14 protein-coding genes are annotated in these 15229 nt (G+C 72.2%); 8 read left to right on the forward strand and 6 right to left on the reverse strand.

Features of this window, described 5'->3' with window-relative positions; translation table 11 throughout:
- Positions 1 to 75 precede the first annotated feature (75 nt).
- Positions 76 to 393 carry a hypothetical protein gene (locus tag ACFV8T_RS20255; RefSeq protein ID WP_385329126.1) on the forward strand — a complete coding sequence of 106 codons (318 nt, stop codon included), beginning with the start codon at positions 76 to 78 and terminating at the stop codon, positions 391 to 393.
- A 75-nt stretch (positions 394 to 468) separates the two neighbouring features.
- Here ACFV8T_RS20255 and ACFV8T_RS20260 read toward each other — a convergent pair whose 3' ends face one another.
- The 3 genes from ACFV8T_RS20260 to ACFV8T_RS20270 all read right to left on the reverse strand — a co-directional run bounded on the left by ACFV8T_RS20260 (position 469) and on the right by ACFV8T_RS20270 (position 4100).
- Positions 469 to 1329 carry a hypothetical protein gene (locus ACFV8T_RS20260; RefSeq protein WP_385329127.1) on the reverse strand — a complete coding sequence of 287 codons (861 nt, stop codon included), beginning with the start codon at positions 1327 to 1329 and terminating at the stop codon, positions 469 to 471.
- Between the two features lie 257 nt (positions 1330 to 1586).
- Positions 1587 to 2807, reverse strand: a complete 1221-nt coding sequence (locus ACFV8T_RS20265) for an acetyl-CoA C-acetyltransferase (RefSeq protein ID WP_385329129.1) — start codon at positions 2805 to 2807, stop codon at positions 1587 to 1589.
- 177 nt (positions 2808 to 2984) lie between these two features.
- Entirely contained in the window at positions 2985 to 4100 is a 1116-nt protein-coding gene (locus ACFV8T_RS20270; RefSeq protein ID WP_385329253.1) for an SGNH/GDSL hydrolase family protein, read from the reverse strand.
- 155 nt (positions 4101 to 4255) lie between these two features.
- Here ACFV8T_RS20270 and ACFV8T_RS20275 point away from each other — a divergent pair, with 155 nt between their 5' ends.
- Positions 4256 to 5662 carry a cystathionine beta-synthase gene (locus ACFV8T_RS20275; protein WP_385329130.1) on the forward strand — a complete coding sequence of 469 codons (1407 nt, stop codon included), beginning with the start codon at positions 4256 to 4258 and terminating at the stop codon, positions 5660 to 5662.
- Positions 5663 to 5977: 315 nt separating this feature from the next.
- On the opposite strand, the gene ACFV8T_RS20280 is transcribed toward ACFV8T_RS20275, so the two are convergent.
- Entirely contained in the window at positions 5978 to 6814 is an 837-nt protein-coding gene (locus ACFV8T_RS20280) for a helix-turn-helix transcriptional regulator (protein ID WP_385329132.1), read from the reverse strand.
- Positions 6815 to 6964: 150 nt separating this feature from the next.
- On the opposite strand from ACFV8T_RS20280, the gene ACFV8T_RS20285 reads away from it, so the two are divergent.
- Positions 6965 to 7726, forward strand: coding sequence for an SDR family oxidoreductase (locus ACFV8T_RS20285; protein ID WP_385329133.1), 762 nt, complete (start codon positions 6965 to 6967; stop codon positions 7724 to 7726).
- 57 nt (positions 7727 to 7783) lie between these two features.
- Here ACFV8T_RS20285 and ACFV8T_RS20290 read toward each other — a convergent pair whose 3' ends face one another.
- A complete protein-coding gene (locus tag ACFV8T_RS20290) occupies positions 7784 to 8203 on the reverse strand; it encodes a hypothetical protein (protein WP_385329135.1) in 420 nt (139 codons plus the stop codon).
- Between the two features lie 244 nt (positions 8204 to 8447).
- Here ACFV8T_RS20290 and ACFV8T_RS20295 point away from each other — a divergent pair, with 244 nt between their 5' ends.
- Complete coding sequence (locus tag ACFV8T_RS20295) at positions 8448 to 9293, forward strand: MurR/RpiR family transcriptional regulator (RefSeq protein WP_385329137.1); 846 nt, start codon at positions 8448 to 8450, stop codon at positions 9291 to 9293.
- 176 nt (positions 9294 to 9469) lie between these two features.
- Entirely contained in the window at positions 9470 to 10006 is a 537-nt protein-coding gene (locus tag ACFV8T_RS20300) for a hypothetical protein (protein ID WP_385329255.1), read from the forward strand.
- Between the two features lie 24 nt (positions 10007 to 10030).
- Here the strand turns inward: ACFV8T_RS20300 and ACFV8T_RS20305 are convergent, their stop codons facing one another.
- Positions 10031 to 10495: a roadblock/LC7 domain-containing protein gene (locus tag ACFV8T_RS20305; RefSeq protein WP_385329258.1), complete on the reverse strand. Its 465-nt coding sequence runs from the start codon at positions 10493 to 10495 to the stop codon at positions 10031 to 10033.
- Positions 10496 to 10853: 358 nt separating this feature from the next.
- Here ACFV8T_RS20305 and hutU point away from each other — a divergent pair, with 358 nt between their 5' ends.
- The 3 genes from hutU (at position 10854) to ACFV8T_RS20320 (ending at position 15219) form a co-directional block, all read left to right on the forward strand.
- On the forward strand, positions 10854 to 12515 hold the full coding sequence (gene hutU / locus ACFV8T_RS20310; RefSeq protein WP_266418388.1) for a urocanate hydratase: 1662 nt from the start codon (positions 10854 to 10856) through the stop codon (positions 12513 to 12515).
- A gap of 104 nt (positions 12516 to 12619) precedes the next feature.
- Entirely contained in the window at positions 12620 to 13843 is a 1224-nt protein-coding gene (locus ACFV8T_RS20315; RefSeq protein WP_385329261.1) for an allantoate amidohydrolase, read from the forward strand.
- On the forward strand, positions 13834 to 15219 hold the full coding sequence (locus ACFV8T_RS20320) for a formimidoylglutamate deiminase (RefSeq protein ID WP_385329139.1): 1386 nt from the start codon (positions 13834 to 13836) through the stop codon (positions 15217 to 15219). The genes ACFV8T_RS20315 and ACFV8T_RS20320 overlap by 10 nt, the downstream gene beginning before the upstream one ends.
- The last annotated feature ends 10 nt before the right edge of the window (positions 15220 to 15229 follow it).

A 15229-nucleotide genomic window follows, 5' to 3' on the forward strand; every position in this document is an offset into this window, starting at 1 on the left:
GCTGGTCCTTGCCGACACCGTGCCCGAGCATCGGCCCGTTGGCAACCGTCCCGTCAGGGCGCGTAGGGTCGCGGAGTGCTCGATACGACCCCGCTGATCACCGCCGTGGACCGATTCGCCGACCGGCTGCGTGCCGCCCCGCAGAGCCGCCTCCAGCGCGGCGCCGCCGCCGAAGGACTTGCCGCGGCGCGGGAACTGGCGCTGCGCGCCCAGCGGATCGAGGCGCCGGACCGGGAGCCGCACGCCCTGCCCGACGCCGGGATCTTCTCGATCGGCGACCAACTCGCCGTGGCGGGGCGCGATCTGGCGGTGGCACTGGAAACGGCCCCGTCGGCTGAGCTGGACGAGGCCGTGCAATTCGTGGACGAGGCCGCTGCGCGCGCGTTCGCGTAGCGGCGGGCGGCAGTCCGGGGGACCGCCCCCGGGGGCGGCGGCCGGCGAGAGCCGCTGTGCCCGGATGCCGCGGTGTCAGAACGAGGCGATGACGCGGTCGGCGAGGATGTAGACGTTCTCCTTGCCGCAGGAGAAGGTCAGGGCGTACGCGCCGGAGACGCCGGAGCCGCCCAGCAGCACCGGGTGCTCGCCGGCGAGCAGCGAGTCGGCCAGCCGCTCGGCCGTCTCGCGGTGGCCGGGGGTCATGCAGAGCGTGGTGCCGTCGGCGAAGACATAGACGTCGAGCGTGCCGAGCGGACCGGGGCGCACATCGGCCAGTTCCGTACGGCTGTCGGCGAGCTCTTCGAGACGGTTCACGGTGCGCTCGTGGTCGGTGACGACCGGGGTCTGCACCGGTACGAAGTCGGGGTGCGAGGGGTGCCGGCGGCGGGCGGCGGCCAGTTCGGGGGAGTCCTCGGCGAACTCCGCCGTCCCGGGCAGCTCGGTCATGTCCGCCAGCTCCGTCAGTTCCACCAGCTCGTCGAGGGCTTCGCCGGCGTCGAGGTCCATCGCGTCGAGGCCCGCGAAGTCGGCCTGACGGGGCATGAAGAACGGGGCGTCCTCGCCCACCCCGGTCAGGCCGCCCAGCAGGGACGGGGCATCGGCGGCATCGCGCGCTTCCTGGGTGGCCCAGAAGGCGCGGGCCTCCGCGAGCTCGCGCTCGCGTTCCTCGGCCAGCGCTTCGGCGACGGCCGCGCGTATCTCGGCGACGGGGGTGACGGTGCTGCGGCTCTGCGCGGGCACGGTGACGCCGTGCACACGGGCCTCGGCCAGCTCCGTACGAAGGGCCGTGACCTGCTTGCGCAGCCCGTGAGCAGCGTGCAGAGCAGCAGCGCCCACGGCCGTGGCGGCGGCGGTGGTCAGCAACAGGGCAAGAGACATGGCGCTCACTGACATACTCCCGGTTTCAATCGATCCCCCGACTTCCTACATCAGCTTGTCCCCTACCTGCGCCCTGTGTCAGTGCATTACGTCACGAATTGGACAGGTCTTTGGGCCCGGGGTTTAACCCTGATGCGGGTGTGACCTGCGGAAATGTCTCTCCCCCAGGAGATAGGTCACATCCTGGGGGAGATTCGGTCACGGTCGGGGCTCGGAACCGGCCACCGTGGGGGGCGTGGGCCCGCTGACGGCTATGTCAGGCCCGGTTCGGCTCAGCTCAGCCGCTCGATGACCATCGCCATGCCCTGGCCGCCGCCCACGCACATGGTCTCCAGGCCGAACTGCTTGTCGTGGAACTGCAGGCTGTTGATCAGCGTGCCGGTGATCCGGGCGCCGGTCATGCCGAAGGGGTGGCCGACGGCGATTGCGCCGCCGTTGACGTTGACCTTCTCCAGCGGCAGGCCGAGGTCGCGGTAGGAGGGGATCACCTGGGCGGCGAACGCCTCGTTGATCTCGGCCAGGTCGATGTCGTCGACGGTCAGCCCGGCCCGCTTCAGCGCCTGCTTGCTGGCCTCCACCGGCCCGTATCCCATGATCTCGGGGGAGAGGCCCGAGACGCCGGTCGAGACGATCCGGGCCAGCGGGGTCAGGCCCAGCTCGCGCGCCTTGGTGTCGGACATGATCACGAGGGCGGCGGCGCCGTCGTTGAGCGGGCAGCAGTTGCCCGCGGTGACCAGGCCGTCGGGGCGGAAGACCGGCTTCAGGCCCTGCACGCCCTCCAGGGTGACGCCCGCGCGCGGACCGTCGTCCTTCGAGACGACCGTGCCGTCCGGGGTGGTGACCGGGGTGATCTCGCGCTCCCAGAAGCCGTTCTTGAGGGCTTCCTCGGCGAGGTTCTGCGAGCGGACGCCGAACTCGTCCATGTCCTGGCGGGTGACGCCCTTGAGCCGGGCCAGGTTCTCCGCGGTCTGCCCCATCGCGATGTACGCGTCCGGGACCAGGCCGTCCTCGCGCGGGTCGTGCCAGTCGTCGCCGCCCTGCTCGGCGCGGGCCGCGGTGCGGGCCTCGGCGTCGGCGAACAGCGGGTTGTGGGTGTCCGGCCAGCTGTCGGAGTTGCCCTTCGAGAAGCGGGACACCATTTCGACACCGGCCGAGATGAAGACATCGCCCTCACCGGCCTTGATGGCGTGCAGTGCCATCCGGCTGGTCTGGAGCGAGGAGGAGCAGTAGCGGGTGACCGTACAGCCGGGAAGGTGGTCCATGCCCATCTGTACGGCGATGATGCGGCCCAGGTTGTTGCCCTGCTCGCCGCCCGGGAGGCCGCAGCCGAGCATCAGGTCGTCGATGTCCTTCGGGTCCAGCTCGGGCACCTTCGCCAGCGCGGTCTGGATGATCGTGGCGGTCAGGTCGTCCGCGCGCAGGTCCTTCAGCGAGCCCTTGAAGGCCCGGCCGATGGGGGAACGGGCTGCAGAGACGATCACGGCTTCGGGCATCACGCGGCTCCATGAGGGCTGGAAGGCGGGTTCTGGCAGGTGCTGACTTGGAAGTTACCTGTACGTAGGCGCCGGGTCACCGGGCAGCGCATGTGACGCCGACCTCTTTTCTAAGCGACCGCTCAGTCCGACTGCTCGCAGGGTACGCGGAGACTGCTCGCCGACTGCGCGGGTCGATCAATTGGCCGGGAGATTGCGCGGCTCCCCGTGCGACTCCCCCGTCTCTCCAGTCTCCTCCGTCGCTCCTGTCTCCCCACTCTTCCTGGTCTCTGCGGTTCTCTCCTTGGTTTCCTCGGTCCTTCGCGTCTCCCCGTGCGGCTCCGGGTGCGGGTGGGGCTCCGTGGCCGCGGGCAGACGCCGCCGCCTGCGGTGCTTGAGGAGTGCCCAGGGCGCCCGCGCCCCCGTGACCTCCGTACCGGCCTCCCTGGCCGCCTGGGAGGCCGCCTTGGCCACCGGCAGCATGTCCTCGCGCCGGGCCCCGTCCAGCCGGTCGGACTCCGGCCACAGCCCCAGCACCGCGCAGAGCGTGGGCAGCACCGCCATCGCCGCCGTGGCGTACCCCTCCGCCGACGGGTGGTAGTTGTCCGGCCCGAACAGCTCCCGCGGATTCGCCTCGAACTCCGGCCCGAGCAGATCGCCCAGCGACACCGTGCGCCCGCCCTGCTCCACCGAGCCGATCGTCTGGGCCGCCGCCAGCTGCCGGCTCACCCGCCGGGCCATCCAGCGCAGCGGCTGATAGACCGGCTCGATCGTGCCCAGGTCCGGGCAGGTGCCGACCACGACCTCCGCGCCCGCCGTGCGCAGCCTGCGCACGGCGGTGGTCAGGCAGCGCACCGACTGGGTGGCCGGCATCCGGTGCGTCACATCGTTCGCGCCGATCATGATCACGCAGACGTCGGGCGTACGGGAGGTGTCGGCGAGCAGCAGCGAGACCTGCCGCTCCAGATCGTCCGACCGGGCACCCGGCTGCGCCACATTGCGCAGATCCACCGGCCGTTCGGACACCGCGGCGAGCCCCGAGGCGAGCAGCGCCCCCGGGGTCTGCCCGGCCCGGCGCACCCCCTGCCCGGCCGCCGTCGAGTCGCCCAGCAACCCCAGCCGCAACGGGTCCGAGGGGCCGGCGAACGCCACCCCGTACCGCCCGTCCGCGCTCGGCGGAACCGGTGCGATTCCGCCGCCCACCTGCCGTTTCGCCAGATGGACCTCCGCCAGCAGTACGCCTGCCGCCGCAGCACCGAGCAGCCCGATGCTGCCCCCGCCGTAGGCCGCGCCCGCTGCGATCCGCCGTGCCACCCTTGCCCTTGACACAGTCCGGTCCACCTCCTCGTTGCCGTACCGCCGTACATACAGCTAACTGCCCCGCAGTGGCCGTCGTTCAATCGCTTCGCCCAATCTCGTGCCCGTACGCATACCCTTGCCGCACCATCTCGGAGACCCCGGAGTACACGGTGCAATTCCACGATTCGATGATCAGTCTCGTAGGCAATACCCCGCTGGTGAGGCTGCGCAGTGTGACGGCCGGCATCCAGGCGACGGTCCTGGCCAAGGTCGAGTACTTCAACCCCGGCGGTTCGGTCAAGGACCGCATCGCCCTGCGCATGATCGAGGCCGCCGAACAGAGCGGCGAACTGCAGCCCGGCGGCACGATCGTCGAGCCGACCAGTGGCAACACGGGCGTCGGCCTGGCGATCGTCGCCCAGCAGAAGGGGTACAAGTGCATCTTCGTCTGCCCGGACAAGGTGTCCACGGACAAGATCAATGTGCTGCGCGCCTACGGTGCCGAGGTCGTCGTCTGCCCGACGGCCGTTGACCCCGAGCACCCCGACTCGTACTACAACGTCTCCGACCGGCTGGTCCGCGAGACACCGGGAGCCTGGAAGCCCGACCAGTACTCCAACCCCAACAACCCGCGTTCCCACTACGAGACCACCGGTCCCGAGCTGTGGGAGCAGACGGACGGGAAGATCACCCACTTCGTCGCGGGCGTCGGCACCGGCGGCACGATCAGCGGCACCGGCCGCTATCTGAAGGAGGCCAGCGGCGGCTCGGTGAAGGTGATCGGGGCCGACCCGGAGGGCTCGGTCTACTCCGGCGGCTCCGGGCGTCCCTACCTCGTCGAGGGCGTCGGCGAGGACTTCTGGCCGAGCGCCTACGACCGTACGGTCACGGACGAGATCGTCGCCGTGTCCGACAAGGACTCCTTCCAGATGACCCGCCGTCTCGCCAAGGAGGAGGGCCTGCTGGTCGGCGGCTCCTGCGGCATGGCGGTGGTCGGCGCCCTGGAGGTCGCCAAGCGCCTGGGCCCGGACGACGTGGTCGTCGTCCTGCTGCCCGACAGCGGTCGCGGCTACCTGAGCAAGATCTTCAACGACGAGTGGATGGCCGACTACGGCTTCCTGGAGGACACCGGCCCGTCCGCGCGCGTCGCCGACGTGCTCGACTACAAGGACGGCCCGATCCCCACGCTCGTCCACATGCACCCCGAGGAGACCGTCGGCGAGGCGATCGACGTCCTGCGCGAGTACGGCGTCTCGCAGATGCCGATCGTGAAGCCGGGCGCGGGCCACCCGGACGTGATGGCCGCCGAGGTCATCGGTTCGGTGGTGGAGCGGGAACTGCTGAACGCGCTGTTCGCCCAGCACGCCTCGCTCTCCGACCCGCTGGAGAAGCACATGTCGCCGCCGCTGCCGCAGGTCGGCTCCGGCGAACCGGTCGAGGACCTGATGGCGGTGCTCGGCGGTACGAACACGGCGGACGCGGCGATCGTGCTGGTGGAGGGCAAGCCGAAGGGCGTGGTCAGCCGGCAGGACCTGCTGGCGTTCCTCGCCAAGGACGCGACGGCCGGCAAGGCGTAGCGCCCCGTGGGTCCGGGCTTCGCGAAAACGGTACGAGCGCGACACGTCCGCGCAGCACCGGCTTAACACGAGTCCGGCAGATTGATGGGTGCCGGCGGGGAGACCCGCCGGCACCCGATACGGCGACACGGACTACGGAGCGGCTCCCGGACCTCCATCGTCGCCAGGACGCGGTGACCGGCCCTGACCCGGACCGTGTCCCTCGCGGGGACCGCCGTCGTCCCGCCCCCTGGGCAACCGGGGGTGCGGCGGTCCCCGCGGCACACTCATGTCGGGGACCCTGTGGACCCGCGGGTCCGTGGGCGTGCGGACGCCTCAGCCGGTCGGTGCCGGTGCGGCCGCCCAGCTCGCCAGCAGCGCGACGCGTTCGGCGGTCTCGCTGCCGGGCTCCGGCGTGTAGACCACCAGGCACTGGTCGGGATCGCCGGCCGCGCCCAGCGTCTCGTACGGGAGCACGAGCTCGCCCGCGACCGGGTGGTCGATGCGCTTGACCCCGTAGGTCTTCGACTTCACCTGATGGTCCGCCCACAGCCGGCGGAAGTCGTCGCTCTTCAGCGACAGCTCGCCGACCAGTGTGGCCAGTCGCTTGTCATCGGAATGCAGGCCCGCGTCCAGGCGCAGATACGCCACCGTCTCCGCCGCCACCGCGGCCCAGTCCGGGTACAGCTTCCGCGCCGCCGGTTCCAGGAACACCTGGCGCGGCATGTTGCGCTCGGCGACGGGCATCCGGGAGAAGCCGACGACGGCGTCCCCCAGCGCGTTCCAGGCCAGCACGTCCATCCGGCGGCCCAGGACGAACGCCGGGGCCGCGGTGAGCGAGTCCAGCACCAGGCGCAGACCGGGGCGGACCCGCTGGGAGGAGGCCGGAGCGGAGGCACGCGACTTCGGGCGTGCCACGGTGCGCAGGTACGTGTGCTCCGTCTCGTCCAGCCGCAGCACCCGGGCTATCGCGTCGAGCACCGCGTCCGAGACGCTCGGGCCGCGCCCCTGCTCCAGCCGGATGTAGTAGTCGACGCTCACCCCCGCGAGCTGGGCGACCTCCTCGCGCCGGAGTCCGGGTACGCGACGGCGCCCGTACGCCTGCAGCCCCACGTCCTCGGGCTGGATGCGGGCCCGCCGGGAGCGGAGGAAATCACCGAGGTCAGCGTCCATGGCGTCGATCGTAGAAGAAAGGGCGGACACCGAGCCTGGTACTGGCAGACCCAGGAACAGCGTCGCCCTGGCTGGGCCCCGGGCGGCCACGCAGAGTGGAGTCGGGCCGGGGAAACACTCCGGTCGCGCAACGGCTCAAGGAGCACGGACATGTCGTACAAGACCCTCGCAGGCCGCACCGCCGTCATCACCGGAGCCGCCAGCGGCATGGGCAGCGCGACCGCCCGGCTGCTCGCCGCCCAGGGGGTCAGGGTCGCCCTGCTGGCCCGGCGCGCGGAGCGGCTGGAGGAGCTGGCCGCCGCGATCGGGGCGGCGGGCGGCGAGGCACTCGTCGTGGTCACCGACGTCACCGACCAGGCGTCGGTGGATGCCGCGGCCGAGCTGGTGCACCGCACCTTCGGTCAGGTGGACCTGGTGGTCAACGCGGCCGGTGTGATGCTGCCGAACCCGGTGGACGCGGGCCGGACCGACGAGTGGCAGCGGATGATCGACACCAATGTGACGGGCGCCCTGCGGATCATCCGGGCCTTCACGGCCGACCTGGTGGCGGTGGCCGCCGAGGGCCGCACCGCGGACCTGGTGAACATCTCGTCCATCGGCGCGCACATCACGTTCCCCAACTACGCGGTGTACGGGGCGACGAAGGCCGCGCTGACGTACCTGTCGGCGTCGCTGCGCACCGAGTTCGGGCCGCGCGACGTCCGGGTCACGAACATCGAGCCGGGCCTCACCGACACGGAGCTGGCCGGCCACGTCGACAACGCCGAGCTGAGCGGGCAGCTCGACGACATGTTCGGTGCGCTCGGCGGGCTCTCCAGCGACGAGATCGCCGATCTGATCGCCTACGCCACCAGCCGGGCACGCCACATCAACCTGCGCCAGCTGATCGTGCAGCCCACCCGCCAGGCGTAGTGCCGTGCGCTCCCGGGGCCGCGTCGTTCCTGGTGGCCGCACCGCGGCCCCCGGCCGTCAGTCCTCCCAGTCGGAGTCCGCACGTTCGGGACGGCGGGAGAACCACGTCCAGTTGCGGGCGGCGTGCACGGCGTTGACCGCGACGATCCCGAGCCAGGCGACGACCAGGCCCCCGGTGTGGGCGGTCGAGGCGCCGATCGCCGACAGCGGGACGGCCAGGATCAGCGAGATGATCCCGAAGCCGTAGCGCTCGCCGAAGTTCCCCAGGGGCTGCGGCTGGTGTGCACCCCTGGCGACGCTCACCCGCTGTTCGGCGAGATGGCGCCGGACGCGACGGTCGAGCGTGCTGTCGAGCCGCTGCTCGACCTTCTCCAGAAAAGACTCGACGAGCGCGGGCTCGTACTCCGAACCCAGCTCACTACGGGCATGCAGGGCGGCATCGAGCTCGTTCTGGAGCTCGGGGTCACGGGTTTTCATATCCTTCACGGTACGAATCGCGACCGCCGCGGGCAGTGGGGCTACCCCCCCTCTTTCCCCCGCGCCCCGGCCGCACGGGATCATCGCCCAGGCCGGACGGGGACATCGCCCCGGTTGCACGGGGACATCGCCCCGGGCGCACAGGGACATCGCCCCGGCTGCATATGGACATGCAGACGGCTTGCTGGCTGAATGGATTTGTCGGCGCCGGATCGCGGTGCGCCGGATCTACCGAGGGGACAGCATGAGCGGGAGCAGCCCGGCCACGCGGTTGCAGCAGCTCTTCGAGGGGCGCCGGCTCACACCCACCCAGCGGCGCATCGCGCACTCGATGGTGCGCAGGGCCGGGGACGTCCCGTTCCTGTCGAGCGTGGAGCTGGCCGAGCTCGCCGGGGTCAGTCAGCCGTCCGTCACCCGCTTCGCCGTGGCGCTCGGCTTCGACGGCTATCCGGCGCTCCGCAAGCACCTGCGGGAGGTCGCCCCCGCCGAGCCCGAGCCGGCGGGCGGGGACGACGCGTACAACGAGTACCAGCAGGCGGTGCTCGGCGAGATCGAGAATCTGCGGCACCTGGCGGAGCTGCTCGCCGACCCCGGGCCGGTCGAGCGGGCGGGCAGGCTGCTGGCGGCCTCGCGGCCGCTGCCGGTGCTCGGGCTGCGGGCCGCCTCCTCGCAGGCGCGGGGCTTCGGGTACTTCGCGGCCAAGGTCCACCCCGATGTCCGGGTGCTCGACGAGGGCGGCAGCATGCTGCGCGACCGGATCGACGCCGCCCGGCGGGCGGGCGCTTCCGCGTTGATCTGCTTCGCGCTGCCCCGGCACCCGAAGGAGGTGGTGGACGCCCTCGCGTACGCGCAGGAGCAGGGGATGGCCGTGGTGTCGGTGGCGGACTCCGCGTTCGCGCCCGTCGCCAAGTACAGCGATCTGCTGATCCCGGCCGCCGTCGGCACCGGGCTGGCCTTCGACACGGCGTGTGCGCCCATGCTGCTGGGGCGGGTGCTGCTGGAGGCGATGTGCGACGACCTGCCCGACGCACAGGCGCGGCTGGAGGAGTTCGACGCGAGGGCGGCGGCGCGGGGACTGTTCGTGGAGTGACGGACGGGGACCGTGCGCCGGGGGCGGCGGGGTTTCGGCGGGCCCGTCGGCTCCCGGACTTCGCCGATTCTCAGGCACCGCTCATCTACGGCCACTAATCTCCGGGCCGGAAAGGCTCACGAGGAGCTGCGGAGAGGGGTACGGACGTGGGGCGCGGAGCGCAGTCGTTGGCGAGAGTGGCCGTGATCGTACGGGCCGGAGCCGCACCGATGTGGTGGCCGGGGCTGCTGGCCACGGGGATCGGCGCGCTGGTGCCGGGGCTCACCGGGCGCCGGATCGGCCTGCTGTCCGGGGCCGCGCTGTTCCTGATCACCGCGGCCGTCGTGGCACTCGTCCGGAGCCGCAGGTACGCGGAGCTGGCCGGGGGCGCCACGCGTGCCGGGCGGTCCGACTTCCTCCAGGACCGCGCCGTGACCGTACGCAACTGGCGTCGGGGGCGCCGGTGGTGGCTGTTCGGGGCGTTTCTCGTGGCGGTGGCGAGCGCGTTCCTGCTGCCCGGGGCCGGCGGGATGGTGCTCGCCGGGGTGGGCGCCGGGCTCTGGATCAAGGCCGTCCGGATCGGGCGGCGCGAGCACCGGGACGACGCCCTGTACTGGGTGCGGACCGACTGGGTGGAGCGCGGGCGGCCCGCGGGCAAGCAGGTCAAGGGGTATCGGACGACCGGACCGATGGCGGGGGACGCCGCGCCTGGAGGGGCGCGGCGCAGGCGCTGAATCCGCCCGTGGGGGCTCCGGCGGTCAGGTGCGGGGCGGCAGCGGGCCGGACTGCGGGGGCAGCTGCCGGGGAGAGGGGACCGAGGGAGCCGGACAGGTGGCGCGGTGCGCTGCGGCGTCGATCAGCTCGCCGATGAGGGCACTCGCCCGGCGGCCCTCGAAATGGAGCGCGTCGACGTCGATGGGGTCCTCGGCGAGCAGGGTGAGAACGGCCGAGGAGCCTGCGGGGTACGAGGCGATGCAGCCGGACTCGCCCCGTACGAGAAGTTCACCGAAGTCGCCCCGCCCGGTCGCCTCCGCCATCCGGACCGCGACGCCGAGCGCGGTCGCGGTCAGCGCGGCGAGACTCTCGGGCTCGACCCCCGGGGTGTCATGGGCCAGGACGTATCCGTCGGTACCGGCGACCAGGGAGCCGGACAGGAGCGGGATCGCGGTCCGTAATCGTTGGAGTTCGGCCAGGACTTCCTGCGTTTCGGCCGCGGGCTCCATCGGCTGCTTCGTCCCGGCGCGCAGTCTGAGTGCTCGGATCACAGGGGCCTCCCATAGGTCTCTGAGCCGGCGCGGCGGAGCGGCCGCGGGCACGCGGTCGTCCCTCCCGGCTCGGTGTGCGGTGTGACCACGAGGCTACGCAACGTGCCTGTTCCCGGAGAGGGTTCGGTACTTTCCACGGGCACATGCCGGAGGCGTACGGGAGTGCGCGGAGGGCGCGCGACGGGGGCGTCGGGGCGGCCTGTGCGCGGGGCGGGCGCGGATGTTGCTCCCGTGCGACGGTGCGGGACTGTTGACTACGAGTATTCAGACCATCAGGATGTGAATAGAAGACTTACAGTCGCGAGGAGGCACCGCCATGTCAGGACCCCGCCCCGTACGGGCACCGCGCGGTACGGAACTGAGCGCCCTGGGGTGGCAGCAGGAGGCCGCCCTGCGCATGCTGCAGAACAACCTCGACCCCGAGGTCGCCGAGCACCCCGACAAGCTCGTCGTCTACGGCGGCACCGGCAAGGCGGCCCGTGACTGGCGCTCCTTCGACGCGATGGTGCGCACGCTGCGGACGCTCAAGCAGGACGAGACGATGCTCGTCCAGTCCGGCCGTCCGGTCGGCGTCATGCAGACGCACGAGTGGGCGCCGCGCGTCCTGATCGCCAACTCCAACCTGGTCGGCGACTGGGCGAACTGGGAGGAGTTCCGCCGCCTGGAGGCGCTGGGGCTCACGATGTACGGCCAGATGACCGCCGGATCGTGGATCTACATCGGCACGCAGGGCATCCTGCAGGGCACCTACGAGACGTTCGCCGCCGTCGCGGCGAAGAAGTTCAACGGGACGCTGGCCGGCACGATCACCCTGACCGCCGGGCTCGGCGGCATGGGCGGCGCCCAGCCGCTCGCCGTGACGATGAACGACGGCGTCGCGATCTGCATCGACTGCGACCCGCGCGCCATCGAGCGCCGGATCGAGCACCGCTACCTGGACGTGCGCGCCGACTCCCTGGAACACGCGCTCCAGCTGGCCACCGAGGCGCGGGACGCCCGCAGGCCGCTCTCCATCGGTCTGCTGGGCAACGCGGCGGAGCTGCTGCCGCGGATGCTCGCCGAGGGCGCCCCGATCGACATCGTCACCGACCAGACCAGTGCGCACGACCCGCTGGCGTACCTCCCGCTCGGGGTCGACTTCGACGACATGGCCTCGTACGCCACCGAGAAGCCCGCCGACTTCACGCAGCGCGCACGGGAGTCGATGGCCAAGCACGTCGAGGCGATGGTCGGCTTCATGGACGCCGGGGCCGAGGTGTTCGACTACGGCAACTCCATCCGCGGCGAGGCCCAGCTCGCGGGCTACGACCGGGCCTTCGACTTCCCGGGCTTCGTGCCCGCCTACATCCGGCCGCTCTTCTGCGAGGGCAAGGGCCCGTTCCGCTGGGCCGCGCTCTCCGGCGAGGCGTCGGACATCCACAAGACCGACAAGGCGATGCTCGAACTCTTCCCCGAGAACGAGTCGCTGCACCGCTGGATCAAGATGGCCGGCGAACGCGTCCACTTCCAGGGGCTGCCCGCCCGGATCTGCTGGCTCGGTTACGGCGAGCGCGACCGGGCCGGTGAGCGGTTCAACGACATGGTGGCGAGCGGTGAGCTGGCCGCGCCGCTGGCCATCGGGCGCGACCACCTCGACTGCGGCTCCGTGGCCTCCCCGTACCGGGAGACCGAGGCCATGCTCGACGGGTCCGACGCGATTGCCGACTGGCCGCTGCTGAACGCCATGGTCAACGTGGCCTCCGGGGCCTCCTGGGTCTCCATCCACCACGGCGGCGGCGTCGGCATGGGGCGCTCCATCCACGCCGGGCAGGTGACCGTCGCCGACGGCACGAAGCTGGCGGGCGAGAAGATCCGCCGGGTGCTCACCAACGACCCGGGCATGGGCGTCATCCGGCACGTCGACGCCGGGTACGACATCGCGGAGTCGGTCGCCGCGGACAAGGGCGTGCGCGTGCCGATGGCAGAGGGCGAACAGTGAGCCTTCCGTCCGGGAGCGGGACCGCGAACGGGGCCGAGGGCACGGTCGGCGGCGGCACCGGGGCCGGCGCCGTCTCCGGAGGCGGCTCGTCGTCGTTCCAGGCCATGTGGCGGGAGCTCCTGCCGGTCGGCCGGCATCAGGACAGCGGGGGCTACCGCCGCTACGCCTGGACCGGGGCCGACGCCGACTGCCGTGCCTGGTTCCGGGCGCAGGCCGAGGCGCGCGGGCTCACCTACGAGGTCGACCGCAACGGCAACCAGTGGGCCTGGCTCGGCGACCCCCTGGCCGGGGACGCCGTCGTCGCCGGATCGCATCTCGACTCCGTTCCGGACGGCGGTGCCTTCGACGGGCCGCTCGGCGTGGTCTCCTCCTTCGCCGCGCTCGACGAACTCCGCGGCAGGGGGGCGACGTTCACCCGGCCGCTGGCCATCAGCAACTTCGGTGACGAGGAGGGGGCCCGCTTCGGGCTCGCCTGTGTGGGCTCCCGGCTCGCCGCCGGACAGCTGACCGCCGAGGCGGCGCACCGGCTCCGCGACGGCGACGGCACCACGCTGCCGCAGGCCATGGAGGCGGCCGGGTACGACCCCGACGCCATCGGCCCGGACCCCGAACGGCTCGCCCGCATCGGCGCGTTCGTCGAGCTCCATGTCGAGCAGGGGCGCGCCCTCGACCTCACCGGCGACCCGGTCGGCATCGCCTCCGCGATCTGGCCGCACGGACGCTGGAGGTTCGACTTCCGGGGCGAGGCCAACCACGCGGGCACCACCCGTCTCGCCGACCGGCGCGACCCGATGCTCACGTACGCCGAGACCGTGCTGGCCGCCCGCCGCGAGGCGGAACTCGCCGGCGCCCTCGCCACCTTCGGCAAGATCGCCGTCGAGCCGAACGGGGTCAACGCCATCCCCTCCCTCGTCCGCGGCTGGCTCGACTCCCGCGCCGCCGACCAGGCGTCCCTCGACGCCGTGGTCGGCGGCGTCGAACGGGCCGCCAGGGAGCACGCCGAGCGGGCCGGGATCGACCTCGATGTCGTACGGGAGTCCTTCACGCCCGTCGTCGAGTTCGAGCACGCCCTGCGCGACGAGCTCGGCAAGATCCTCGCGGGCCGGGACGGCCGGGACGGCGGTGGCGCCGACCGGGCGGTACCCGTCCTGGGCACCGGCGCCGGACACGACGCGGGTATTTTGTCCGCTTCGGTCCCTACCGCCATGCTGTTCGTACGGAACCCCACCGGGATCTCGCACTCTCCGGCCGAGCACGCGGGCGAGGACGACTGCGTGGCCGGGGTGATCGCACTCGCCGACGTACTGGAAGGTCTCGCGTGCAGCTGACAACGCAACCGACGGGCAGGTCCGCCACCGTGACGTACTGGTTGTCCCACGCCTGGCTCGGCACCCATGTCGAGCCGGGCGTCGCCCTGGACGTCTCCGAAGGGCTGATCGCGGGCGTCCGCACCGGCGTCGCCACCCCGCCGCCGGGCGCCACCGTGCTGCGCGGGCTCACCGTTCCCGGGCTCGCCAACACCCATTCGCACGCCTTCCACCGCGCCCTGCGCTCCACCGTCCAGGTCGGCTCCGGCACCTTCTGGACCTGGCGCGAGACCATGTACCAGGTCGCCTCCCGGCTCACCCCCGACTCGTACTACGACCTGGCCCGTGCCGTGTACGCCGAGATGGCGCTGGCGGGCATCACCGCGGTCGGCGAATTCCACTATCTGCACCATGCGCCGGGCGGCACCCCGTACGACAACCCGAACGCGATGGGCGAGGCCCTGATCGCGGCGGCGGGCGAGGCCGGCATCCGGATCACGCTGCTGGACACCGCCTACCTCTCCGCCGGATTCGGCAAGCGCCCCACCCAGTACCAGCAGCCCGACCGGCACCAGCTGCGCTTCTCCGACACCACCGCGGACGCCTGGGCCGAACGCGCCTCCCTCCTCAAGGGCGGCGACCACGCCCTGATCGGCGCGGCCGTCCACTCCGTGCGCGCCGTGCCCGCCGCTCAGCTCGCCACCGTGGCCGCCTGGGCCGAGGAGCGGCAGGCCCCGCTCCATGTCCACCTCTCCGAGCAGACCGCGGAGAACGACGCCTGCCTCGCCGCCCACGGCTGCACACCCACCCGGCTCCTCGCCGACCACGGTGTCCTCGGCCCGCGCACCACCGGTATCCACAACACCCACCTCACCGCCGAGGACATCGCGCTCCTCGGCTCCTCGGCGACCGGCACCTGCATGTGCCCCACCACGGAACGCGACCTCGCCGACGGAATCGGCCCCGCCGTCGCCCTCCAGCGCGCCGGCTCGCCGCTCTCCCTCGGCAGCGACAGCCACGCCGTGATCGACCTCTTCGAAGAGGCCCGCGCGATGGAGCTCGACGAGCGCCTGCGCACCCGGGCGCGCGGTCACTGGACGGCGGCCGCCCTGCTGCGCGCCGCGACCGTCGACGGACACGCGGCGCTCGGCCGGCCCGAGGCGGGCATCATCGAACCCGGTGCGCCCGCCGATCTGGCGACCGTCGCCCTGGATTCCGTCAGAACAGCGGGACCGGTGCCCAGACTTGCCGCCGAAGCGGTCGTATTCGCCGCCTCCGCGGCCGATGTGCGGCACACGGTCGTGGCAGGCCGGCACATCGTCCGCGACGGGCGGCACGCACTCGTCGAGGACGTACCCGCAGCACTCGCCTCGGCCGTCGCCGCCCTGCACGGCTGAGACCGGACCC

Source organism: Streptomyces sp. NPDC059832, assembly GCF_042731715.1.
Lineage (GTDB): Bacteria > Actinomycetota > Actinomycetes > Streptomycetales > Streptomycetaceae > Streptomyces.

Bases quoted from the DNA above. Each gene is read 5' to 3' on its own strand.
- ACFV8T_RS20260 (WP_385329127.1), bottom strand. From the start codon at position 1,329: ATGTCAGTGAGCGCCATGTCTCTTGCCCTGTTGCTGACCACCGCCGCC.
- ACFV8T_RS20265 (WP_385329129.1), bottom strand. From the start codon at position 2,807: ATGCCCGAAGCCGTGATCGTCTCTGCAGCCCGTTCCCCCATCGGCCGG.
- ACFV8T_RS20280 (WP_385329132.1), bottom strand. From the start codon at position 6,814: ATGGACGCTGACCTCGGTGATTTCCTCCGCTCCCGGCGGGCCCGCATC.
- ACFV8T_RS20285 (WP_385329133.1), top strand. From the start codon at position 6,965: ATGTCGTACAAGACCCTCGCAGGCCGCACCGCCGTCATCACCGGAGCC.
- ACFV8T_RS20290 (WP_385329135.1), bottom strand. From the start codon at position 8,203: ATGAAAACCCGTGACCCCGAGCTCCAGAACGAGCTCGATGCCGCCCTG.
- ACFV8T_RS20295 (WP_385329137.1), top strand. From the start codon at position 8,448: ATGAGCGGGAGCAGCCCGGCCACGCGGTTGCAGCAGCTCTTCGAGGGG.
- ACFV8T_RS20305 (WP_385329258.1), bottom strand. From the start codon at position 10,495: ATGGAGCCCGCGGCCGAAACGCAGGAAGTCCTGGCCGAACTCCAACGA.
- hutU (WP_266418388.1), top strand. From the start codon at position 10,854: ATGTCAGGACCCCGCCCCGTACGGGCACCGCGCGGTACGGAACTGAGC.
- ACFV8T_RS20315 (WP_385329261.1), top strand. From the start codon at position 12,620: ATGTGGCGGGAGCTCCTGCCGGTCGGCCGGCATCAGGACAGCGGGGGC.